Origin of the sequence: Pseudomonas sp. BF-R-19, assembly GCF_019956445.1 — a bacterium.
GTDB lineage: Bacteria > Pseudomonadota > Gammaproteobacteria > Pseudomonadales > Pseudomonadaceae > Aquipseudomonas > Aquipseudomonas fluorescens_BH.
Genome location: NZ_JAHBDN010000067.1, coordinates 15,093 through 38,237, shown reverse-complemented (window position 1 = coordinate 38,237; position 23,145 = coordinate 15,093). Strand labels below are relative to the sequence as shown.

21 protein-coding genes are annotated in these 23,145 nt (G+C 59.0%); 12 read left to right on the top strand and 9 right to left on the bottom strand.

The genetic code is table 11. The features are described from left to right. Nucleotides 1-461 precede the first annotated feature (461 nt). From KGB28_RS19470 to KGB28_RS19445, 6 genes are all read left to right on the top strand, one after another. Nucleotides 462-1,493, top strand: a complete 1,032-nt coding sequence (locus tag KGB28_RS19470) for an amino acid ABC transporter substrate-binding protein (protein ID WP_046041975.1) — start codon at nt 462-464, stop codon at nt 1,491-1,493. Nucleotides 1,494-1,558: 65 nt separating this feature from the next. After that, nucleotides 1,559-2,740 carry an amino acid ABC transporter permease gene (locus tag KGB28_RS19465; protein WP_223447209.1) on the top strand — a complete coding sequence of 394 codons (1,182 nt, stop codon included), beginning with the start codon at nt 1,559-1,561 and terminating at the stop codon, nt 2,738-2,740. A 10-nt stretch (nt 2,741-2,750) separates the two neighbouring features. Then, nucleotides 2,751-3,848, top strand: a complete 1,098-nt coding sequence (locus KGB28_RS19460; RefSeq protein WP_223447207.1) for an amino acid ABC transporter permease — start codon at nt 2,751-2,753, stop codon at nt 3,846-3,848. A 28-nt stretch (nt 3,849-3,876) separates the two neighbouring features. Then, a complete protein-coding gene (locus KGB28_RS19455; RefSeq protein WP_223447205.1) occupies nt 3,877-4,641 on the top strand; it encodes an amino acid ABC transporter ATP-binding protein in 765 nt (254 codons plus the stop codon). 274 nt (nt 4,642-4,915) lie between these two features. Continuing rightward, nucleotides 4,916-5,575: a FadR/GntR family transcriptional regulator gene (locus tag KGB28_RS19450; protein WP_223447203.1), complete on the top strand. Its 660-nt coding sequence runs from the start codon at nt 4,916-4,918 to the stop codon at nt 5,573-5,575. Beyond that, nucleotides 5,565-6,875 (top strand): CynX/NimT family MFS transporter, encoded by a 1,311-nt coding sequence (locus KGB28_RS19445; RefSeq protein ID WP_223447201.1) that lies wholly within the window; start codon nt 5,565-5,567, stop codon nt 6,873-6,875. The genes KGB28_RS19450 and KGB28_RS19445 overlap by 11 nt, the downstream gene beginning before the upstream one ends. 7 nt (nt 6,876-6,882) lie before the next feature. On the opposite strand, the gene KGB28_RS19440 is transcribed toward KGB28_RS19445, so the two are convergent. The 5 genes from KGB28_RS19440 to KGB28_RS19420 form a co-directional block, all read right to left on the bottom strand. Next, the gene (locus KGB28_RS19440) at nt 6,883-7,533 is read right to left on the bottom strand and encodes a DUF1120 domain-containing protein (RefSeq protein ID WP_223447198.1); all 651 of its coding nucleotides are present in this window, start codon (nt 7,531-7,533) and stop codon (nt 6,883-6,885) included. Nucleotides 7,534-7,615: 82 nt separating this feature from the next. Continuing rightward, on the bottom strand, nt 7,616-8,230 hold the full coding sequence (locus KGB28_RS19435; protein WP_223447196.1) for a DUF1120 domain-containing protein: 615 nt from the start codon (nt 8,228-8,230) through the stop codon (nt 7,616-7,618). 83 nt (nt 8,231-8,313) lie between these two features. Next, nucleotides 8,314-9,456: a DUF1120 domain-containing protein gene (locus KGB28_RS19430; RefSeq protein WP_411740591.1), complete on the bottom strand. Its 1,143-nt coding sequence runs from the start codon at nt 9,454-9,456 to the stop codon at nt 8,314-8,316. An 11-nt stretch (nt 9,457-9,467) separates the two neighbouring features. Continuing rightward, nucleotides 9,468-11,951 (bottom strand): fimbria/pilus outer membrane usher protein, encoded by a 2,484-nt coding sequence (locus KGB28_RS19425; RefSeq protein WP_223447194.1) that lies wholly within the window; start codon nt 11,949-11,951, stop codon nt 9,468-9,470. Between the two features lie 135 nt (nt 11,952-12,086). Further along, entirely contained in the window at nt 12,087-12,815 is a 729-nt protein-coding gene (locus KGB28_RS19420; RefSeq protein WP_223447192.1) for a fimbria/pilus chaperone family protein, read from the bottom strand. A 473-nt stretch (nt 12,816-13,288) separates the two neighbouring features. On the opposite strand from KGB28_RS19420, the gene KGB28_RS19415 reads away from it, so the two are divergent. The 4 genes from KGB28_RS19415 to KGB28_RS19400 all read left to right on the top strand — a co-directional run bounded on the left by KGB28_RS19415 (nt 13,289) and on the right by KGB28_RS19400 (nt 15,882). Then, nucleotides 13,289-13,915: a response regulator transcription factor gene (locus KGB28_RS19415; RefSeq protein ID WP_223447190.1), complete on the top strand. Its 627-nt coding sequence runs from the start codon at nt 13,289-13,291 to the stop codon at nt 13,913-13,915. 120 nt (nt 13,916-14,035) lie between these two features. Further along, on the top strand, nt 14,036-14,506 hold the full coding sequence (locus KGB28_RS19410; RefSeq protein WP_223447189.1) for a nuclear transport factor 2 family protein: 471 nt from the start codon (nt 14,036-14,038) through the stop codon (nt 14,504-14,506). Between the two features lie 40 nt (nt 14,507-14,546). Then, entirely contained in the window at nt 14,547-14,858 is a 312-nt protein-coding gene (locus tag KGB28_RS19405; protein WP_223447187.1) for a GIY-YIG nuclease family protein, read from the top strand. An 88-nt stretch (nt 14,859-14,946) separates the two neighbouring features. Next, nucleotides 14,947-15,882 carry a glutathione S-transferase family protein gene (locus tag KGB28_RS19400; protein WP_223447185.1) on the top strand — a complete coding sequence of 312 codons (936 nt, stop codon included), beginning with the start codon at nt 14,947-14,949 and terminating at the stop codon, nt 15,880-15,882. Between the two features lie 98 nt (nt 15,883-15,980). Here KGB28_RS19400 and KGB28_RS19395 read toward each other — a convergent pair whose 3' ends face one another. After that, nucleotides 15,981-16,331 carry a glutaredoxin family protein gene (locus tag KGB28_RS19395; RefSeq protein WP_223447183.1) on the bottom strand — a complete coding sequence of 117 codons (351 nt, stop codon included), beginning with the start codon at nt 16,329-16,331 and terminating at the stop codon, nt 15,981-15,983. Then, entirely contained in the window at nt 16,331-17,335 is a 1,005-nt protein-coding gene (gene yejK, locus KGB28_RS19390) for a nucleoid-associated protein YejK (protein ID WP_008018580.1), read from the bottom strand. Before yejK ends, KGB28_RS19395 begins: the two co-directional genes overlap by 1 nt. A 396-nt stretch (nt 17,336-17,731) precedes the next feature. Between yejK and KGB28_RS19385 the strand changes: the two genes are divergently transcribed. After that, the gene (locus tag KGB28_RS19385; RefSeq protein ID WP_007905514.1) at nt 17,732-18,013 is read left to right on the top strand and encodes an HU family DNA-binding protein; all 282 of its coding nucleotides are present in this window, start codon (nt 17,732-17,734) and stop codon (nt 18,011-18,013) included. 304 nt (nt 18,014-18,317) lie between these two features. After that, nucleotides 18,318-18,653: a DUF3757 domain-containing protein gene (locus KGB28_RS19380; RefSeq protein ID WP_223447181.1), complete on the top strand. Its 336-nt coding sequence runs from the start codon at nt 18,318-18,320 to the stop codon at nt 18,651-18,653. Nucleotides 18,654-18,911: 258 nt separating this feature from the next. Here the strand turns inward: KGB28_RS19380 and rlmF are convergent, their stop codons facing one another. Then, the gene (gene rlmF, locus KGB28_RS19375; protein WP_223447179.1) at nt 18,912-19,943 is read right to left on the bottom strand and encodes a 23S rRNA (adenine(1618)-N(6))-methyltransferase RlmF; all 1,032 of its coding nucleotides are present in this window, start codon (nt 19,941-19,943) and stop codon (nt 18,912-18,914) included. Between the two features lie 265 nt (nt 19,944-20,208). Next, nucleotides 20,209-23,055, bottom strand: coding sequence for a valine--tRNA ligase (locus tag KGB28_RS19370; RefSeq protein ID WP_223447177.1), 2,847 nt, complete (start codon nt 23,053-23,055; stop codon nt 20,209-20,211). Nucleotides 23,056-23,145: the final 90 nt, after the last annotated feature.

Genomic DNA, 23,145 nt, shown 5'->3' with positions numbered 1-23,145 from the left:
CAAAAATGTGCGTGCGCTCTCATTGAGTGCGAGGGGTGAGTGCGCGTCTGGTTGATCTGTTACGAAGATGTCGCAAGGTTACAAGTTTTGCTATTGACCTGCAGTTGAACTGCTTCGGCGAGCGGTGTGGTACGGGCTTTGCTATGGCGAAGTCTGTATGAAAAATCCCACGCCTCTCGGTAACACTATCAGGCCAAGGTTATTAGTGGGATTGAAAAGAATCCGGTGATGGATGTTCGCCACAGGCCGATACGGGGCTTCGCGAACGTGAAAGGGCTACAGCCCGTTCGGCCGATTGGTGAGAAGTGAGTAATCCATGATGTGGATTTTCTCCTACTAGACTCATAGCTAACGTCTTACGTCGGTTGACCCCAAAACAAGCCAACACGGGTCGACTACGCCTCAAAAGGGTGCGACAGGACTCACGCTCCGACACAACAAGAGCAAAACTGGAGGTTTGAATGAAGATGTTGAAATCCACCCTGGCTATCGTGACTGCAGCCGCGGTACTCGGTGTCAGCGGGTTTGCCCAGGCGGGCGCAACCCTGGATGCAGTGATGAAGAAAGGTTTCGTGCAGTGTGGCGTCAGCGATGGTCTGCCAGGCTTCTCGGTTCCGGATTCCACCGGCAAGATCGTGGGTATCGATGCTGACTACTGCCGTGCAGTGGCGGCGGCTGTCTTCGGCGACGCGACCAAGGTCAAGTTCAGCCAGTTGAACGCCAAGGAGCGCTTCACCGCGCTGCAATCCGGCGAAATCGACATTCTGTCGCGCAACACCACCATGACCAGCTCTCGTGATGCGGGCATGGGCCTGAAATTCCCGGGCTTCATTACCTACTACGACGGCATCGGCTTCCTGGTAAACAACAAGCTGGGCGTCAAGAGCGCCAAGGAACTGGACGGTGCAACCATCTGCATCCAGGCCGGTACCACTACCGAACTGAACGTTTCCGACTACTTCCGCGGCAACGGCCTGAAATACACCCCGATCACCTTCGACACCTCCGACGAAAGCGCCAAGTCGCTGGAATCCGGTCGTTGCGACGTACTGACCTCGGACAAATCCCAGCTGTTCGCCCAGCGCAGCAAGCTGGCTTCGCCGAAAGACTACGTGGTTCTGCCGGAAACCATTTCCAAGGAACCTCTGGGCCCGGTCGTGCGTAATGGCGACGACGAGTGGCTGGCCATCGTGCGCTGGACTGGCTACGCCATGCTCAACGCTGAAGAAGCCGGCATCACTTCGAAGAACGTCGAAGCCGAAGCCAAGGGCACCAAGAACCCTGACGTTGCCCGTCTGCTGGGTACCGACGGTGAATACGGCAAAGACCTGAAAGTGAAGAAAGACTGGGTCGTGCAGATCATCAAGCAAGTCGGCAACTACGGCGAAGTGTTCGAGAAAAACCTCGGCAAGGGCACTCCGCTGGAAATCGACCGCGGGCTGAACGCTCTGTGGAACGCTGGCGGCATTCAATACGCACCACCAGTGCGCTGATGGTTCTATCACCCGGTGGGCCAACCACCGGGTGATGTTCTGTTCCATTATTTCCGGGGCACTTCATGCAAAATTCAATCGGCGCACCAAAGCAGAGGCTCAGCCTCAGCGATCCACGCGTGCGTGCTTGGGTATTCCAGATCATCACGATTATCGCGGTGGTCTCGCTGGGCTGGTATCTGTTCGATAACACCCAGACCAACCTGCAACACCGGGGTATTACCTCCGGTTTCGACTTTCTGGAGCGCAGTGCCGGTTTCGGCATCGCTCAACACCTGATCGACTACACCGAAGCGGACACATACGCCCGGGTGTTTGTCATCGGCCTGCTCAACACCCTGTTGGTGACCTTCATCGGCGTGATCCTGGCGACGATCCTGGGTTTCGTCGTCGGTGTGGCGCGGCTGTCGAAGAACTGGATCATCGCCAAGCTGGCGACGGTGTATGTGGAAGTCTTCCGCAACATTCCGCCTCTGCTGCAGATCCTGTTCTGGTACTTCGCGGTGTTCCTGACCATGCCGGGGCCGCGTAACAGTCATAACTTCGGCGACACCTTCTTTGTCAGCAGCCGTGGCCTGAACATGCCGGCGGCATTGATGGCGGACGGTTTCTGGCCGTTTGTGACCAGCGTTGTAGTCGCCATCGTCGCCATCGTGCTGATGAGCCGCTGGGCCACCAAGCGCTTCGAAGCCACCGGTGTGCCGTTCCACAAGTTCTGGGTTGGCCTGGCGATGTTCCTGGTCATCCCTGCGCTGTGCGCGCTGATTTTCGGCGCACCGGTGCACTGGGAAATGCCGAAGCTGCAAGGCTTCAACTTCGTCGGTGGCTGGGTGTTGATCCCGGAACTGCTGGCGCTGACCCTGGCCCTCACCGTGTACACCGCGGCGTTCATCGCCGAGATCGTGCGTTCGGGCATCAAGTCGGTCAGCCATGGCCAGACCGAAGCGGCGCATTCCCTCGGACTGCGCAACGGTCCGACCCTGCGCAAGGTGATCATTCCGCAAGCCCTGCGCGTGATCATTCCACCGCTGACCAGCCAATACCTGAACCTGGCGAAGAACTCCTCGCTGGCGGCCGGTATCGGTTATCCGGAAATGGTCTCGCTGTTTGCCGGGACCGTGCTCAACCAGACCGGCCAGGCGATCGAGGTGATTGCCATCACCATGAGCGTGTACCTGGCGATCAGTATCAGCATTTCCCTGCTGATGAACTGGTACAACAAGCGCATTGCGCTGATCGAGCGGTAAGGAAAAGCGCATGAGTACTCATACTTTCAAACCTGACATGCCGCCACCGAACCGCAGCATCGGTGTGGTGGCGTGGATGCGCGCGAACATGTTCTCCAGCTGGCTCAACACCTTGCTGACCCTGTTCGCGTTCTACCTCATCTACCTGGTGGTACCGCCGATCCTGCAGTGGGCGATCCTTGATGCCAACTGGGTCGGCACCAGCCAGGCCGACTGCACCAGGGAGGGCGCCTGCTGGGTGTTCATCCAGCAGCGTTTCGGCCAGTTCATGTACGGCTACTACCCGCCGGTACTGCGCTGGCGCGTGGACCTGACGGTGTGGCTGGCGATTGTCGGCGTGGCGCCGTTGTTCATCTCGCGCTTTCACCATAAGGCGGTGTACGGGCTGAGCTTCCTGGTGCTGTACCCGATCATTGCCTGGTGCCTGCTGCATGGCGGCGTATTGGGTCTGGACGCCGTGGCGACCAGCCAGTGGGGCGGCCTGATGCTGACCCTGGTGATCGCCACCGTCGGCATCGCCGGTGCGTTGCCACTGGGCATCGTCCTGGCACTGGGCCGTCGTTCGAACATGCCAGCGATTCGGGTGGTCTGCGTGACCTTCATCGAGTTCTGGCGCGGTGTGCCGTTGATCACGGTGCTGTTCATGTCCTCGGTGATGCTGCCGTTGTTCCTGCCTGAAGGCATGAACTTCGACAAGCTGCTGCGGGCGTTGATCGGCGTGATCCTGTTCCAGTCGGCCTACGTGGCTGAAGTGGTGCGCGGCGGTCTGCAAGCGATTCCCAAAGGTCAGTACGAAGCAGCTGCAGCGATGGGCCTGGGTTACTGGCGCAGCATGGGCCTGGTGATTCTGCCGCAAGCCCTGAAGCTGGTGATCCCCGGCATCGTCAACACCTTCATTGCGCTGTTCAAGGACACGAGCCTGGTGATCATCATCGGTCTGTTCGACCTGCTCAACAGCGTCAAGCAAGCCGCCGCCGACCCGAAATGGCTGGGCATGGCCACCGAAGGCTATGTGTTCGCCGCCCTGGTGTTCTGGATTTTCTGTTTTGGTATGTCGCGCTATTCCATGCATCTGGAACGCAAGCTCGACACTGGCCACAAGCGCTAAGTCGCTACCTAATTTAGGAAGTTTTGTGATGAGCGAAGCAATCAAACAGCCTGTGAGCCCTGAAGGCATTATTCAGATGCAGGGCGTGAACAAGTGGTACGGCCAGTTTCACGTACTCAAGGACATCAACCTCAACGTCAAGCAGGGCGAGCGTATCGTCCTGTGCGGCCCGTCGGGTTCCGGCAAATCCACCACCATCCGCTGCCTCAACCGTCTGGAAGAGCACCAGCAGGGCCGCATCGTGGTCGATGGCGTGGAACTGACCAACGACCTCAAGCAGATCGAAGCGATCCGTCGTGAAGTCGGCATGGTGTTCCAGCACTTCAACCTGTTCCCGCACCTGACCATCTTGCAGAACTGCACCCTGGCGCCGATGTGGGTACGCAAGCTGCCCAAGCGCAAGGCCGAGGAAATTGCCATGCACTACCTGGAACGCGTACGCATTCCGGAGCAGGCGCACAAGTACCCGGGGCAACTGTCCGGCGGTCAGCAACAGCGTGTGGCGATCGCTCGTGCGCTGTGCATGAAGCCGAAGATCATGCTGTTCGACGAACCGACCTCGGCACTCGACCCGGAGATGGTGAAAGAGGTACTGGACACCATGATCGGCCTGGCCGAAGACGGCATGACCATGCTCTGCGTGACCCACGAAATGGGCTTCGCCCGCACCGTGGCCAACCGCGTGATCTTCATGGACAAGGGCGAAATCGTCGAACAGGCTGCACCGAACGACTTCTTCGACAAGCCGCAGAATGAACGCACCAAGCTGTTCCTGAGCCAGATCCTGCATTGATCGAACCCAGGCACTGAAATAAACCCGGACTGAGTTCCGGGTTTATTTTTGCCTGCGATTTAACGTCCGAATGCAAAACCCTGTGGGAGCGGGCTTGCTCGCGAAGGCAGTGTGTCATTCACATTGATGTGGGATGTGCCACCGTCTTCGCGAGCAAGCCCGCTCCCACAGGATTTAGGCTCACCGCTCCAGCCGTTATGCAGTTGCCCCTCTGGAGGGTACTGACTAACATGTCAGAAAATTCATCCTATGATTGGATGAAAGGATGAAACCAATGTCAGAAAGCTCTCCTTTAGTGAAACGATCCCTGGTCGATCAGGCCCTTGACCAGCTGCGCCTGCGCATCAACCAGGGCACCTGGGTCGTGGGCCAGCGTTTGCCCACCGAGCCTGAGTTGTCCGCCGAGCTGGGCATCAGCCGCAACACCGTGCGCGAAGCCATGCGCGTGCTGGCGTTTTCCGGGTTGATCGAAATCCGTCAGGGCGATGGCAGTTACCTGCGGGCAGTGGTCGATCCGCTCGATACCTTGAAGGCGCTGTCCCGTTGCTCCCTTGAGCAGGCCCGGGAAACCCGGCACATCCTCGAAGTCGAGGCCATTGGCCTGGCTGCCATGCGCCGCACCGATGAAGACCTGGTGGCATTGCGCGAGGCGCTGGGTGTCAGCGGCAGTCATTATCACGGCGATCTCGATACCTACATCGCCTGCGATCTGGTGTTCCACCGCCGTCTGGTGGACGCCGCGCACAACCCGACCCTCAGCGAGTTGTATCGCTATTTCTCCAGCATCGTTGGCGCGCAATTGCGCCAGACCCTGAGCATCGTCCCGCGCCGTCAGGAAGTGTTCGACCTGCACATCGAATTGCTCGATGCCGTCGAACAACGCGACCCTGAGCGTGCCAAATCCCTGTCGAGGCAGTTGATCAATGAACCTTGAAACCGATAAGCCGATGCCGCGCAGTGATCTATCCACAGCCCCGAAACGTTCGGCCGAGCTGGAAGAACTGCTGATCGACGCCGAAGCCGATGACGAACAGGTCCAGCAAACCCACCCGGTTCTACGCCGGCCGTGGCTGTTGCTGCTGGGCCTGGTTCTGGTAGCGCTGAACCTGCGTCCGGCGCTGTCGAGCATGGCGCCGATGCTCAGCGAAGTGTCGAAGTCCCTTGGCTTGTCTGCATCGCAGGCCGGTTTGCTGACGACGCTGCCGGTGCTTTGCCTAGGCCTGTTTGCGCCATTGGCGCCGGTGCTGGCGCGTCGTTTCGGTGCCGAGCGGGTGGTGCTGGGCATTCTGCTGACCCTGGCTGGCGGGATCATCCTGCGCAGTTCGTTTGGCGAGATCGGTTTGTTTGCCGGCAGCGTGCTCGCCGGTGCCAGCATCGGCGTGATCGGCGTGTTGCTGCCAGGCATCGTCAAGCGCGATTTCCCGAAACAGGCCGGGACCATGACCGGCGTCTACACCATGGCCCTGTGCCTGGGCGCGGCGATGGCGGCGGGTGCGACCGTGCCACTCAGTGAGCATTTCGATAAAAGCTGGGCGCTGGGCCTGGGCTTCTGGGTCATTCCGGCATTGGTCGCCGCGCTGTTCTGGTTGCCGCAAGTCGGCCAGAAGCACGGTTCGCACAACGTCGCCTACCGCGTCCGCGGATTATTGCGTGACCCGCTGGCCTGGCAGGTGACCTTGTACATGGGCCTGCAATCGTCCCTGGCCTACATCGTGTTCGGCTGGTTGCCGTCGATCCTGATCGGTCGCGGGCTGAGCCCGACCCAGGCCGGCCTGGTGCTGTCGGGATCGGTAATCGTGCAACTGGTCAGCTCCCTGGCCGCGCCATGGCTGGCGACACGCGGCAAGGATCAACGCCTGGCGATCGTGATCGTGATGGCGCTGACCCTGGGTGGTCTGTTCGGTTGTCTGTATGCGCCGATCGACGGCTTGTGGGGCTGGGCGATCGTGCTGGGGCTGGGGCAGGGTGCCACGTTCAGTCTGGCATTGACCCTGATCGTGCTGCGCTCGCGGGACTCTCATGTCGCGGCGAACCTGTCGAGCATGGCCCAGGGCTTCGGTTACACGTTGGCGTCCATGGGGCCGTTCGCAGTCGGTATCGTGCATGACTGGACCGGCGGCTGGACGGCGGTGGGCTGGATCTTCGGCGTTATCGGCCTGGGTGCGATCATCGCCGGACTGGGTGCCGGGCGAGCGCTGTATGTGCAGGTCGAGAGTGAGAAAATTCAGCCGTGACGCACGCCTATAAATAGACAATCTCCAGGGTCGCGGAACCGTCGAGTATTGCATCGTCACTCAGGTCCAGCGTTGAGGTGGGGGCAATGATGGTGACGAGAGTGACCCGACTGCTCAGGTTCCTGATCGCGACGGGACCGGCGGTGCTGCCCGCCACATCGGTGAAACCCAGATAGCTTCTGGCGGCAATCGGTATGGAGTTGGAGCGGGACAGGCTCCACGCCCGCCCTGCGGTGGTGGAGTCGGTTCGATACACCTGCGGCACAGCGTCCACTACGGTGCTGGCGGGATCGAAGTACAGCGAATGCAGACCGATCCTGTTGCCGCTTCGGTCGTAGTTCAGACCATAGTAGATCTCACTGTTGACGATGGCCGAGCCTTCGCGGTTGTCGCGCATTTTCAATGCAAAACGGACAGCTGTGTTGCAGCTGATGTTGAGGTCGAGGGACTCGTCACGCAGTTGCGTCCTTTTGTCGACGTTCAGGTCCTGCCGGGAGATTTTTCCGTAGTCGACAAGACCGTTGTTGGAAAAGATCGGGGTGCAGGCGACCGGAGTGATGATGCCGTTGACTGTCAGGTCCACGGTAGACGCCGCCAGGGCGCAAGTCGCCGCGCTCACCATTAGCGCGACAGTCACGGTCATAGGGATACGCTTCATCGGTAAATTCCTTTTTGAGAAGAAGGTATAGGTGCTGAACCGCTCGTTCATACAGGCAGCGAACGGTTCAGCGCCCTGGCCCTTAGAGGTATTTCACTTCGAACGTTGCGGAGCCATCAATGGTGACTTCGTCGTCCAGGGTCAGTGAGTCGGCGCGGGCGATGTAGGTGTCGACCTCGAAATCAAAGGTGACATCTTTTGCCTCAATCGGTGCGGTGCCGGCTGTAGCGGCAACGGACAGAAGATATCCCGCTTGAGCATCGGCTGCTTTCACCCAGGTTGCTCCGCCGTCGTTTGATTTGATTGCGTCCAGCGCAGTTGCCCCTTCTTTGACTTGCACGACTTTGGGGAAAAAGAAGCCCAACGGTTCGTCGTCAGGGGTCAGACCAAGACCAAACCAGTCACCAACTGATGTACCGTCTTGATTGTCGATTGGATTCAGTGCGAGCTTGGTTGCAGCATCACAGTTTATGACCAGTTGAATCGGATGTGTCCCAACCAGCGTATTGCTGGTTGGCTTAAGGTCTGATGACGAGATCTTGCCGAGATCAATGACACCGCCGCCGGAAAAGGTCGGTGTGCAAGCGACTGGCGTGATGAGGCCTGTAACCGTCAGTTCGGCGGTCGATGCTGCGAGAGCAAAAGGTGCAGCACTGATCAGTGCTGTTGTGGTGAGTGCTGCGAAGTACTTTTTCATCGGTGAAACTTCCTTGCTGTTGTTGACCTTGAATGGCCCGGGGCGCGAGATTGCACCGCGTATTCCACAAGGTCGGATGGGTGTTACGGGTAAAGAATTTCGATCGTCCCTGAGCCGTCGAGGTGAACGGCGGTGCTCAGGTCCAGGCTTGTGGTGGGGGCGATGACGGCATCGACCGTCACCGTGGTGGTGAGGTTCTGGATCCAGGCCGGGCCGGCGGTGCTGGCGGCACTGTCGGTAAAGCCCAGGTAGCTTTTCCCGGCGATCGGTATGGGGTTCGAACTGGAGCTGCTCCAGGCCACGCCCTGGGTGGTGGAGTCGGTCCGGTACACACGGGCAAAACTGTCCGCGCTGGCGTTGGCGGGATCGACATTCAACGAGTACAGGCCAATCTTGTTGCCGTGGTTATCCAAGTTCAGCCCGTAGTAAATCTCGCTGTTGACCGTTGCCGTGCCTGGGCGGTTGTCATGCATGACCAGGGCAAATTTCGCAGGGGCATCGCAGTCAACCCGCAGGGTTAGATCCTTGGGAGGCAGCCGGGTGCTCTTGTCGGGGTTCAGATCGTTTTTCGATAGCTGGCCGAAATCCACCTGGCCGCCATTGGACAATTCAACGTTGCACGCGGTGGGCGCGAAACTGGCGCGCAGGGTTGTTTCCCTTGAGCGGCCAATAGCGACCGCGTCGAACAGACCGCTGGCTTCCCAGACCACGGCATCACGTACCTGCAAGGCTTTTTCCTGCGCCCAGGCCGTCAGCTCCAGTTGCGCCGACAGGCTTTGACCTTGCACCGCCACACCGCCCCGAACCGGAACCAGTGCTTGCTGTGGTCGCCAAAGCAGACTCGGAGCGGTTTCTTCGGGTACTTGGCCGACGGCGGAAATCAGGCCCAGGTCCACTGCTTGCCCATCGAGCTGGGCCTCACTCATGCGCAGGGCATAGCTGCCGTGTTCGGCAAAGCGAAAGCGCTCGGCGGTCGCGGCGATGGCGCGGTAGAACAGGGTCATGTCAGCGGGTTGGCTGCAGCTCAGGTTCAGGCTCAACCGCTGCACTCCCAGGGTCAGCTCCTGGGAGGCAGGGGTGTGAAGCGCCCGATTCACGACGCCGTAGTCAACGACCGGCTGACTCAGGGTGAGTTGGCACTCATCGGCGAACGCCCAGGCCTGTGGCGCAAGCACGTTCGACATCAAGGTGCCGAATACCAACAGCAGCGGGTGAGACAGCTTCATGGGGGTCATCCTCAAAGGGCCCTGCACTGGGCGGCGGCGGTCTCGTAATACACCTGGGCATTGGCCTTGGCCGGCAGTTCGAAACGCAGTTCGCAACGCTCGAGCCCCGGTGCGGTTATCCACAGGTCAGGGGTGTCGAGGGCGTTGGGCAGGAACACCAGTCCGCCTTCCTGGGCGAGCGTGACGAACTCACCGTTTGCGGTGCTGACCGTCGCGTCGCGGGGCAGGGGTAGGCCGTTGTCCGTGGTGACTTTGAGCAGGGCGCGTCGAGTCAATGCGACGCCGAAGTGGACTTTGTCGACGGCTCCACGCCCGGCGGAAACCACGGCCAGTCCGTTGTTGATATCGAGGTTGCGTGGCAGCGAGCGGGTGTCGACTTCTACCGGACTGCGGCCATAGGCGCTTAATTGAGGAACCACGGCGTGACCTTGCCAGTCAGTCCAGACCGGACCGCTGGGGGTCGAGACCTTGATCGCGCTTTCGTCGCCAACCGAGAGCAGCGCGAAGGTGTCCCGTACGGGGTATGGCGACAACGTCAAGCCATCGCCGTGCAGCACGACGCCGCCACGGGCGCCCACCTGGTAGCTGGAGCGTTCGGCATCGGAACGGGTGTAGTTCACGTCCAGTTGGCTGTAGCGCGGCAGCAGGGAAACCCCCGCCGAGGACTGCACTTGTTTGTCTCGTGTGTCGTGCTCGACACCGACCCGGTAACTCAACTGGTCGTTGACCTGTTCGTTCAAGCCGACACCGCTGCGGTATTCGCCAGCGGCACTGCGTAGCCAGGTGCGCGCCCGGCGACTTTCACCCAGTGGAATGCTCAAGCTCAGGTAAACGCTGTCGTCGTTGCGTTGGGTGCCGCTGACTTGCCATTGCGCGCTGGCCGACACAGATACACCACCGATCTGCGTGCCCCAGGACGCCAGGGCGCGGCTGCTGTTTTGTCCGTTAAATGTCGTTGAGTGATTGAAGCCGCTGCTGAACGCGCCAAACCCGGGATGTGACCAGGCCAGCGACAGGCTCTGCTGATCGCGGTAACGCGACTGGCTGCGTTCTGATTGAGTATCGAACACCGCTTCGGACAGTTCGTGATAGCCGAAGGTCCGGTGCGAGGTTCCGGCAGTGATCGACCACTGCTCACCCAGGCGCTGCGAAACATTCAGGTCGGCCTGAAGCCCTCTGCCGACCTGGCGGGTACTCGTATCGGCCGCTTGCAGGGTGGTCTGGATCTGTGTGGCGGGCCCTGGCAGCACACTCAGGCCGGCGCCCGCAGCGCGGTAGTCGGCGGCGCCCGTGGCGCCGGTGCTGAGCAGGACATTCGGATTGAGTGCTGCGCTCCAGCCACCGCTGATCACCCAGGGTTCGTCGCTCTGTGCACCGCCGAGATTGCGTACCTGGCCGGCGGCCAGGGAAAAGCCGGGCGTTGGCAGGCCAATACCGAGCATGGCGACAGGGACCGTGAAGCGTTGCTCGCTGCCATCCGCTTCCTTGACGGTGACTTCAACATCGGAGCGACTGTCGAGCCGACGCACGTCACTCAGGGAAAACGGTCCTGCCGGCACCACTGTCGAGTGGATCAGCGAACCCTTCTGACGAATTTCGATCCGGGCCTGGCTGCGGGCTATCCCTTCGATGGGATTGCCTCGGCCTTCGACCTGGAGCGCCTGCTCGGTCATGACCTGCACGCCGGTAATCTGCGCACCGGAAAGTACCGGGTTGTAGAGATTGATCTGGCCTGCTTGAAACACAGTCTCATGGCTGGCAAAAGTGCGCTGGGCGTAAGCTGCCAGGTGAGCGCTACGCGACTCATCGTTATTCCAGGTATGCACCTGACGACTGCGCACAATCCAGTCTCCGGCATTGAAACCGACTTCGGTATTGGCCGAGAGGTAGCGGTTCGATTGATCGCCGTATTGGCTGTGAAGGCTGTTGACGTCGTAGTTGAACAGCCCGGCAACACCGCCGGTTTGATAACCGGAGATATCCCGGACCACCGGACGTATCCCCTGGGTGGGCACGATCAGGGACAGGCCGAGGTTGGCCGGGTCCTGTTCGATTCGGGCTTGCGGCCAGGTGGCGAGTACATCGAAACAGCCTTTGTCGTTGGCCGGAACCGATGGCTCGCTCAGGTTCGCCGCATCGAGCAGGGCACGGTCAACGCACAGGTCGCCCTCCCGGTTGAACGTGACGTCGACCCGGCCACGGCGCAGGCCATTGACCGTGAGGGTGATCGGGTGTCGGCCAGCGGTGAAGTTCGGTGCGGCCAGCAGTTGGGTTGCGAGACTGGGGTCGATACCGCGTTGACTCAGCATTTTCTGGTCGAACGAAGCAGGCAACGCAGCTGCATTGAGGTCTTTGGCATTGGCCTGGAGCCCTGTCAGCACGTTGCCCAGCAGCAAAACCATGCCGGTCCGGACTCGCGACGGATAAGGGTACGTGCTGGCCGACCGAATCGCAGGCATGGCTTTGCCATCACGGTATTTCAATACGGTGTTCATGAGGTTCACTTGGGTTCTGTCCGGGTGCCGGCGTGATCCGCTACGGTTCCCGTCACACATGTGGCAACGGCAAAGTTGGCCGTCACGTTGAGAACTCGACGCCTGCCTTTCTATGCAGGGCGCTATGGATGCTGGCTAGAGGGCGAGCGGTGCGTCATAGGCTGGCACCGCAAAGCCATAGACGGTCGCCGGATGAATTCGAACCTGGGCGGCAGCCTTTGCAGAAACCGAAACGCTGATCTGGTCACCGGGCAGTACGTAGGTCCGCGGGAGCATCGCAGCGTTGCCGGAGGGCAGCAGTTGTACTTCCTGAGCCAGTCGCACGACATAAGGTGTTTCGTTGCGTACGGTCAGTTGACCATCCTGCAGCGACCATTTCAGATCGGTCCACGGTGTGCGGTTGGGCGCCAGGCCTGCGGGGTGAAGGATGATCGGCAGGTTCTGGCGCACCGTCACGCCCACACGGGCATGCCCGGCTTCGGCGGCCGGCTTGTTCTGGGGGATGCCTTCAAAGATCACCCGCTTCAAACGCTGTGTGAGCAGGGGTTTTTCCGACTGCAGGATAAAACGCACCAATTGCGTTTTGGAGGCTTCAACGCGCGCCAGTGGCGGCGTCACGAACACCAGTGACTCGGCATCTTCGGGAATGTCTTCGATGGTGACGTGTAGCAGTGCCAGGCTGGCGTCGGTATTGGTCACCGATACAGCGGTTTCCCCGTTGGCTTCATTGACGATAACCACTGAGGTATCGGGCACCATGCCGTCAGCGAGAGCCTGCGCGGTCCATAACAGGGCGCATGCACCGATGCCCGCATGGGTCAAGCGGCGTACCTGCTTCAAAAGTATCTTCTTGATGTCTTTCATTGAAATTCCCGGATAAAAGACCGTTGGCATGGCTCGCAATACAGGTAACGCAGGGATTCCGTGGATAAGCGTGCAGTGCGCAGGGTCATTGGCGTCTTGTTCATGTATTCGATAGTCAGGTAGAGAGTGAGCGCAGTTCTGTGCAGGTATGGCCGGACTGCTTGGTAGACCGCAATTTAGCGAGCAGGCGGAGCGGGAGGAATGCAACTAGTACGAAAAGAGAGGGGGGCATGTATGAAAGAGTGTTGCGGACTACGTAACGTTTTCTGACGAAGAATTCTTTGGTAATAGCCCTCCTGCGTAGTCTTCAGCGCGCTGCAATGTAGGAACCATCTATTTGTTGGATGGGCAAAGAGTTAGCCCATTGAATACATTGAGGATGTGACGTTAGAGGTTTTTTCGGGGCGTTGTGGAGGGGTGAAGAACGGCGCTATTTTCCGCGCCTTTGCGCCACAAGCAGGAGGTATCCCACAATGCGAGTCGTAATTGCTGACGACCATTCCGTCGTTCGAGTCGGACTACGCATACTCATCAACGCCAGCCGACGATGCGTGATCGTCGGCGAGGCCGACAGTGCCGACAGCCTGATGAATCTGCTTTCATGCACGTCTTGCGACCTGCTGATCACTGACTTCTCCATGCCGGGAGGGCAGCAGGCCGATGGCTTGAAAATGTTGAGTACGATTCAACGCCTTTACCCGGCCTTGCCGATCATTCTGGTAACGATGTTTACCAGTGTGGCGACGGCAAGGGCTGCGTTGGCTCAAGGGGCGATGGCCATCGTCGCCAAAACCGCATCGGCGAAGGAGTTGCCCCTGGCAATCAATGCGGTGCAGCAAGGGCGTCGCTACCTCAGCGAGTCCCTGCGCACGCTGCTGGCCAATACCCGCAATCAGTTGCACGAATCGCCACTGTCGGCCAAGGAGCACGAAGTGGTCCGAATGCTCGCCAGTGGCATGACCGTCAGTGAAATTGCCATTCATTTTAAACGCAGCGTGTCGACCATCAGTAAACAAAAGAACATGGCCATGCACCGGCTGGGTATTTCCACGGACGTTGATCTTTTTTCCTACGCCCGGGACAACGGAATGTCGTACTGAAATGAAGTGAATAATCATCGCGTTATTTCCGTCATGAATGCCGATAGTGTTCGGTGCATTTGCAGACTATCGTGCAGGCAATCTTTCGAAGCCATTGTGCATATCCAGGGGAGCCCGCAAATGAGTGAAGCCCATAGCGCCTTGATCACCCGTTTCTACCAGGCTTTCCAGCGCCTGGATGCCGAAGCCATGGCTGCCTGCTACACCGATGATGTGGTGTTCAGTGACCCTGCGTTCGGCGAGCTTCGTGGTCGCGATGCCGGTGACATGTGGCGCATGCTGACCACGCGTGCCAAGGACTTTTCCCTGACTTTCGATCATGTTCACGCCGACGAGCGCACTGGTAGTGCCCATTGGGTCGCGACCTATCTGTTCAGCCAGACCGGCAACACCGTGGTCAACGATATCCAGGCGCGTTTCATCTTCCGTGATGGCAAGATTTGCGAACATCACGACAGTTTCGATCTATGGACCTGGTCGCGTCAGGCGTTGGGTTTCAAAGGCCTGCTGCTGGGCTGGACGCCGCTGGTGAAAAACGCCGTTCGCGCGCAGGCGTTGAAGGGCTTGAAGGCATTCCAGGCCAGTCGCTGATAAGATCGCGGCTTGTTTTCCTTCAAGTCCTGATCGTTACGTGACCACCCTCAGTGAAAGCCCTGTCGACGCCGACACACCCGCGAGCAAAACCTGGTTCGTCTACCTCGTTCGCGCGGCCAACGGTTCGCTCTATTGTGGGATCAGCGATGATCCCGTGCGTCGCTTCGCCAAGCATCAAAGCGGCAAGGGCGCACGATTCTTTCTTTCCAGCCCTGCCATGGCCCTGGTCTACACCGAACGCTGTCGCGACAAAAGCGATGCGTTGCGTCAGGAACGGCTGATCAAAAAACTCAAGAAGAGCGCCAAGGAATGCCTGGTGGCGAGTGCCGCCCCTGACTCATCACTCTGACTGATCTGTTCCCATCAGGCAGATCTGTAGGCTGCCAGGTGATTGCGCGCTAAGCTGCGGACTCCTGATCCTTGCGGCGGAGCCGAGCATGTCCGAGTTGATTCTGCATCATTACCCGACGTCCCCCTTTGCCGAGAAGGCCCGTCTGCTGCTGGGCTTCAAGAGTTTGTCCTGGCGCTCGGTGAAGATCTCGCCAGTGATGCCAAAACCGGATCTCACGGCGTTGACCGGTGGCTACCGCAAGACACCGGTGTTGCAGGTCGGTGCAGATATTTATTGCGACACGGCATTGATTGCCCGGCGACTGGAGCAGGAAAAAGCCCTGCCTGCGTTCTTCCCGGAAGGTCAGGAAATGATCACCGCATCGTTTGCAGCCTGGGCCGACTCCGTGGTGTTCCAGCATGCGGTGAGCCTGGTGTTCCAGCCGGAATCGATAGCGGTGCGCTTTGGCAATTTGTCGCCGGAAGCGATCAATGCGTTTCTGGCCGACCGTGCCGGTTTGTTCAGCGGAGGTAGCGCGACAAAACTGTCCACCGAACAGGCCAAGCATCAGTGGCCAACGATCATGTCGCGCCTGGAGTTGCAGTTGCAGCGCGAAGAGGGGGATTTCCTGTTCGGTGAGCCTTCGATTGCCGACTTCGCCTTGGCTCATTGCCTCTGGTTCCTCAAGGCCACACCGGTGACGGCTCCGCTGGTCGAAGCTTATCCGGCAGTCAATGCATGGCATGCACGGGTATTGGGCTTCGGTCATGGTGCGTCCAGCGAGATGAGTTCCGAGGAGGCTCTGGCAGTGGCGCGCGCGTCCACGCCAGCGGCATTGCCGGATGAGCAATTCGTCGATCCCAATGGATTCAAGGCGGGGCAGCAGGTAGTGATCGCGGCCACGGACTATGGCGTTGATCCGGTGGCGGGGGAGTTATTGTTTGCCGGCCGCGAAGAGCTGATTGTACGGCGAGAGGACGAGCGTGGCGGTGTGGTGCATGTGCACTTCCCGCGTTTCGGCTTCCGCATCGAAGCCTGCTGAAAAAACTTGTGGGAGCGAGCTTGCTCGCGATGGCGGACTGACATTCAACAAAATTGTTGGCTGTGTTGGCCTCATCGCGAGCAAGCTCGCTCCCACAGTTAATTCAGCGCAGCCAGAATCGCATCCGGGTCATACCCGCGAATCAGCGTCCCGTTCACATCGATAATTGGAATGCCGCCACCGCCCAGCGCCTGATAGTCCTCGCGCGCGGCAGCATCCTTCTCGATATCGAATTCCTTGTACGCAATGCCTTTCTGATCGAGGAAGCGCCGGGTCAGCTTGCAGTAACCACACCATTCGGTGGCGTAGAGCACGACGTTGGCCTTGGCCTGCGTCTGCGCAGGCACCACTTGCGATGGATTGAACACCCGCTCGATCTTGCCCCAGTTCTGATAGGCCACGACCACCAGCAGGATCAGCAGGAATTTCTTCAGTACGCCGCCGAGCATCAGTTGCGACGCTTCAGCTGATCGGTGAGTGAAGTGGGCAGGCCCTTGATGATCAACGTGCCGGCTTCTTCGTCGTACTCGATCTTCGAGCCCAGCAGGTGTGCTTCGAAACTGATCGACAGGCCTTCGGCGCGGCCAGTGAATCGGCGGAACTGGTTCAGGGTGCGTTTATCGGCCGGGATTTCCGGCGAGAGGCCGTAATCCTTGTTGCGGATGTGATCGTAGAAGGCTTTCGGGCGTTCTTCGTCGATCAGCCCCGACAACTCCTCCAGGCCCATCGGCTCACCGAGCTTGGCCTGGCTGCTGGCGTAATCCACCAGGGTCTTGGTCTTCTCGCGGGCGTCGTCTTCCGGCAGGTCTTCGCTTTCAACGAAATCACTGAAGGCTTTGAGCAGGGTGCGGGTTTCACCCGGACCGTCGACGCCTTCCTGACAGCCAATGAAGTCGCGGAAATACTCCGAAACTTTTTTGCCGTTCTTGCCTTTGATGAACGAAATGTACTGCTTGGATTGTTTGTTGTTCTGCCACTCGGAAACGTTGATCCGCGCGGCCAGGTGCAACTGGCCAAGGTCGAGGTGGCGGGACGGGGTCACGTCCAGTTCGTCGGTCACGGCCACGCCTTCACTGTGGTGCAGCAGGGCGATGGCCAGGTAGTCGGTCATGCCTTGCTGATAGTGTGCGAACAGCACATGGCCGCCGACCGACAGGTTCGATTCTTCCATCAGTTTCTGCAGGTGCTCGACCGCCACGCGGCTGAACGCGGTGAAATCCTGGCCACCCTCGAGGTACTCCTTCAGCCAGCCGCTGAACGGGAACGCGCCGGATTCCGGATGGAACAGGCCCCAGGCTTTACCCTGTTTGGCGTTATAGCTTTCGTTGAGGTCGGCGAGCATGTTCTCGATGGCCGCGGACTCAGCCAGTTCAGAGTCACGGGCGTGGAGAACTGCAGGTGTGCCGTCGGGTTTTTTGTCGATCAGGTGGACGATGCAATGACGGATCGGCATGGGCTTCTCGGTTGAATGAAGAGAGGAGGGCGTGCTCCCCCGAAAAAGCGCCCAGTGTACCGCAACCACTGGTTTTGGCGCGGTGCGAAGGGCAATTGGCGGGCGACCGGCGGCGCTTATGCGTTTTTTTCATGTTTTAGCGCAATAAAGCTGACCAAATGGGTAGCTAGAGGCGGATATTTCCACGTCTGTGTGCTAGCTTTGCCCGGTCTTGCGCGAAGTCACTGCGTTAAGCGTGCAGTCAGCATTTGTCAGGTCGAACCAAACCCTGATTTCGGTATCTATAACCCCGATCCCGAGGTTATTTGGCCGAGGGTGCCGGATCCAAAAGATCGGGCTCGATAGCTGACATTGCACTCTGCAATCCATATGAATTTGATAGGGAAGGAACACTAAATGGCTCTTACTAAAGACCAACTGATCGCCGACATCGCTGAAGCTATCGACGCGCCGAAAACCACCGCGCGTAACGCTCTGGACCAACTGGGCCAAATCGTTGCCGATCAGCTGGAAAACGGCGGCGAAATCACTCTGCCAGGTATCGGCAAACTGAAAGTGACTGAGCGCCCTGCCCGTACTGGCCGTAACCCTTCGACTGGCGCTGCCATCGAAATCGCTGCCAAGAAAGTGATCAAGCTGGTTGTGGCCAAAGGCCTGACCGACGCTGTTAACAAGTAAGACTTGTTAAAAAAAACCGTGCACCGGAGCGATCCGGGCACGGTTTTTTTGTGGGCGTTGTAACGATTTACGCAAGGTGAATTGTTGGAATAATCCATTTGTTTGAAAGCAATTGTTACCTGCGTATCTGACAGGAATAGTCGTTTGCGCTGAATTGCACTTTTCTCTCTATATAAAACGAACGTTCCTACAGAACTGATAGTTGAGTGTGCTCCTTGGGTCAGTAGTATCAATAAGGCGTAGCGCTTGGCTTTGCGTAAAAAGCCAAAACCAAATTTCAGTTGTTGGTTACAGGGACGTTTTTATGAAACTTAAACAGTTGTTGATGTGCGTATCGTTACTAGTGTCCGGCCAGGCTTTGGCAAATGTTACCGAGTACTGCCCAAGCCCATCTGACATCAAGGAGTTTGCACCAGGTTCCTATAAAGCCCCGACAGCAAGTGGAGAGGGGGAATGGTACGGTGTTTCGCAAACCGGGCGTGGGCCGGTAGGTGAATTCGAAGTGTCGATATTCGCACCTCGCAAAGAGGCTGAAGGTAGCACTGTCGTCGGTGAAATCCTGCGTTGTGGTTACATGCTGCAAAATGGGGGGGGATCTGGATATGAGGTACAAACGAGAGGGAACTATGGTAAGTATTGATACCGAAGGGCCATGGTCAGAGTGGCTGACTCGGTATTACTGCGATAGTAAAGAGGCGCGTGCCTGTGAGTTCAAAGAGATTGTTCGTGCAGTAAAACGCTGAAACGAAGATGCATGAACTTTCCTGTTGTTGAAATTATATTGAAAGTTGTCAATCAGTTTGTGTTACAGGTCTGAGCGTCACTGTTAACCGCTGAGGCTGGTTAAAAAGCCGTGTCCAGGAGTCATCCGGGCACGGCTTTTTGTGCGTTTGACATTTTACTCAGCTATAGCCTTCGACCATCGTGCCTGACGCCAGGACTGTTGCTGCGCTTTGGTCTGGAAGGTCCAGGCGACGAAGCGGCTCTGCTTCTGCCCTTGGGACATTTCCACTACCTGGCTTTCCAGGGCGCCGGCCTTTTTCAGGGCGGTTTGGATCGCCGGCAGGTTCGACGCCTTTGACACCAATGTACTGAACCACAGTACCTGCTGAGCGACCTGCACGCTTTCGCTGACCAATTGGGTCACGAAGCGTATTTCACCGCCTTCGCACCACAACTCGGCCGACTGGCCGCCAAAGTTCAACACCGGCAGCTTGCGTTTCGGATCGGCTTTGCCCAGGGCGCGCCATTTGCGCGTGCTGCCCCGTGTGGCCTCGTCCAGCGAGGCGTGGAATGGCGGGTTGCACATGGTCAGGTCGAACCGCTCTGCGCTCTCCAGCAGACCTGTGAGGATCTGCTTGGGGTTGCTCTGATGGCGTACCTGGATCGCTTTGTTCAGGCCATTGGATTGAATGATGGCCTTCGCCGCGGCGATGGCGGTCGCATCGATATCGGAACCGAGGAACTGCCAGCGATAGTCGCTGTAACCGATCAGCGGATATACGCAGTTGGCGCCCATGCCGATGTCCAGCACCTTCACGGCGGCGCCACGGGGGATCACACCGTCATTGCCGCTGGCCAGCAGGTCGGCGAGAAAGTGCACGTAATCGGCACGGCCTGGCACCGGTGGGCACAGGTAGTCCGCCGGAATGTCCCAGTGAGCGATGCCATAGAACGACTTGAGCAGCGCCCGGTTGAACACCCGCACGGCTTCCGGGCTGGCGAAGTCGATGCTTTCTTTGCCGTACGGATTGATGATCACGAACTTCTTCAGTTCCGGGGCGCTTTTGATCAGCGTCGGAAAGTCGTAGCGACCCTGATGGCGATTGCGCGGATGCAGGCTGGCCTTTTCCTTCGGGGCGACGGCCGTGGCCGGGGTCTTCGGGGCAGGCTTTTTGCGCGCAGGCTTGGGGGAGCGGGGGGCGGTCATGGCGGTGGTCGATTCGGGTATGGCTAAAAGTGGCGGGCATTGTCCCACATCCGGCCGATGTGAGCCCAACTGTAGCAATCAGCAAATAACCCTGTGGGAGCGAGCTTGCTCGCGATGGCGGTGTGTCAGACAACACATATGTTGGATGTGATGGCCTCATCGCGGGCAAGCCCGCTCCCACAGGGATCTTCGTTGGTTAGTCGGGAAGTGACAGGCATAAAAAAGGGAGGCCACTTGGGCCTCCCTTTTTCATAGCGATTTACCCTTACAGGCTGGCAATCCGCGCATGCTGCTCGGCCAGCTTGCCCAGGGCCTGTTCGGCCTCGGCCAGTTTGGCACGTTCTTTCTCGATGACTTCGGCTGGCGCCTTGTCAACGAAACCGGCGTTGGACAGCTTGCCGCCGACTCGTTGCACTTCACCTTGCAGACGCTGGATTTCCTTGTCCAGACGCGCCAGTTCCGCACCTTTGTCGATCAGGCCGGCCATTGGCACCAGCACTTCCATCTCGCCGACCAGTGCGGTGGCGGACAGCGGTGCTTCTTCGCCAGCAGCCAGCACGGTGATCGATTCGAGGCGCGCCAGTTTCTTCAGCAGGGCTTCGTTCTCGGTCAGGCGACGCTGATCCTCGGCGCTGACGTTCTTCAGGAACAGCGGCAGCGGTTTGCCCGGACCGATGTTCATTTCGCCACGGATGTTACGGGTGCCGAGCATCAGGCCCTTGAGCCATTCGATGTCATCTTCGGCGGCCTGATCGATGCGTGTTTCGTTGGCCACCGGCCAAGGTTGCAGCATGATCGTCTTGCCTTCGATGCCAGCCAGCGGCGCGATGCGCTGCCAGATTTCTTCGGTGATGAACGGCATGAACGGGTGCGCCAGGCGCAGGGCGACTTCCAGTACGCGCACCAAGGTACGACGGGTGCCGCGCTGGCGTTCGACCGGTGCGTTTTCGTCCCACAGCACAGGCTTGGACAGTTCCAGGTACCAGTCGCAATACTGGTTCCAGATGAACTCGTACAAAGCTTGTGCGGCCAGGTCGAAACGGAACTGGTCAAGCTGGCGGGTCACTTCGGCTTCGGTGCGTTGCAGCTGCGAAATGATCCAGCGATCGGCCAGGGACAGCTCAAAGGCTTCGCCGTTCTGGCCGCAGTCTTCGCCCTTGTCCAGCACGTAGCGCGCCGCGTTCCAGATCTTGTTGCAGAAGTTGCGATAGCCTTCGACGCGGCCCATGTCGAACTTGATGTCACGACCGGTGGACGCCAGCGAGCAGAAGGTAAAGCGCAGGGCGTCGGTGCCGTAGCTGGCGATGCCTTCGGCGAACTCGTCGCGGGTCTGCTTCTCGATCTTCTTCGCCAGTTTCGGCTGCATCATGCCGGAGGTGCGTTTCTGCACCAGGGCTTCGAGCTCGATGCCGTCGATGATGTCCAGCGGGTCCAGGACGTTGCCCTTGGACTTGGACATCTTCTGGCCCTGGCCGTCACGCACCAGGCCGTGAACGTACACAGTCTTGAACGGAACCTGCGGCGTGCCGTCTTCGTTTTTCACCAAATGCATGGTGAGCATGATCATCCGGGCAACCCAGAAGAAAATGATGTCGAAGCCAGTCACCAGGACGTCGGTGGAGTGGAATTTCTTCAGGAACTCGGTTTTTTCCGGCCAGCCGAGGGTGGAGAACGTCCACAGACCCGAGCTGAACCAGGTGTCGAGTACGTCGTTGTCCTGTTGCAGCGCAACGTCCGGCCCGAGGTTGTGCTTGGCACGCACTTCGGCTTCGTCGCGACCGACGTAGACCTTGCCCGACTCGTCGTACCAGGCCGGAATCCGGTGGCCCCACCACAGCTGGCGGCTGATGCACCAGTCCTGGATGTCGCGCATCCACGAGAAGTACATGTTTTCGTACTGTTTCGGCACGAACTGGATACGGCCGTCTTCAACGGCGGCAATCGCAGGCTCGGCCAAAGGCTTGGTGGACACGTACCACTGGTCGGTCAGCCAAGGCTCGATGACGGTTCCGGAGCGATCGCCTTTCGGCACTTTCAGGGCGTGATCGTCAACGCTGACCAGCAGGCCGATAGCGTCGAACGCGGCCACGATCTGCTTGCGCGCTTCGAAACGGTCGAGACCGGCGTATTCGGCCGGGATCTTGCCGTCGATGGTTTCGTTCAGTGTGCCGTCGAGGTTGAACACCTGGCACGCTGGAAGAACGGCGGCGTTCTTGTCGAAGATGTTCAGCAGCGGCAGGTTGTGGCGCTTGCCGACTTCATAGTCGTTGAAGTCGTGGGCCGGGGTGATTTTCACGCAGCCGGTGCCGAATTCAGGGTCGCAGTAATCGTCGGCGATGATCGGGATGCGGCGGCCAACCAGTGGCAGCTCGACAAATTTGCCGATCAGGGCTTTGTAGCGTTCATCGTTCGGGTTAACGGCCACGGCGGAGTCGCCGAGCATGGTTTCCGGGCGAGTGGTCGCGACGATCAGGAAATCCTTGCCTTCAGCGGTCTTGGCGCCGTCGGCCAGCGGGTATTTCAGGTTCCACAGGAAACCTTTCTCGTCGTGGTTTTCCACTTCGAGGTCGGAAATCGCCGTGTGCAGCTTGGTGTCCCAGTTGACCAGGCGCTTGCCGCGGTAGATCAGGCCGTCTTCGTGCAGGCGTACGAAAGCTTCTTTAACGGCTTCCGAGAGGCCGTCGTCCATGGTGAAGCGCTCGCGGCTCCAATCTACGGACGAACCGAGGCGACGGATCTGACGGCTGATGTTGCCGCCGGACTCATCTTTCCACTCCCAGACTTTCTCGAGGAATTTCTCGCGGCCCAGGTCATGGCGGCTCTGGCCCTTGGCTTCGAGCTGACGCTCTACCAGCATCTGCGTGGCGATACCGGCGTGGTCGGTGCCCGGCTGCCACAGGGTGTTGCGACCCTGCATGCGGCGGAAACGGATCAGGGCATCCATGATCGCGTTGTTGAAGCCGTGACCCATGTGCAGGCTGCCGGTGACGTTCGGCGGCGGGATCATGATGGTGTAGGACTCGCCCGCGCCTTGCGGGGCGAAGTAATTCTCTGACTCCCAGGTGTTGTACCAGGAAGTTTCAATGGCGTGCGGCTGGTAGGTCTTATCCATGCGCGGCGGGACCCTATTGGCATTTATTCAGGAAAAGCCGGGAAGTATAGCGGGGATGAGCCGATGCGCGTAGAGCGAGGTGACAATGGG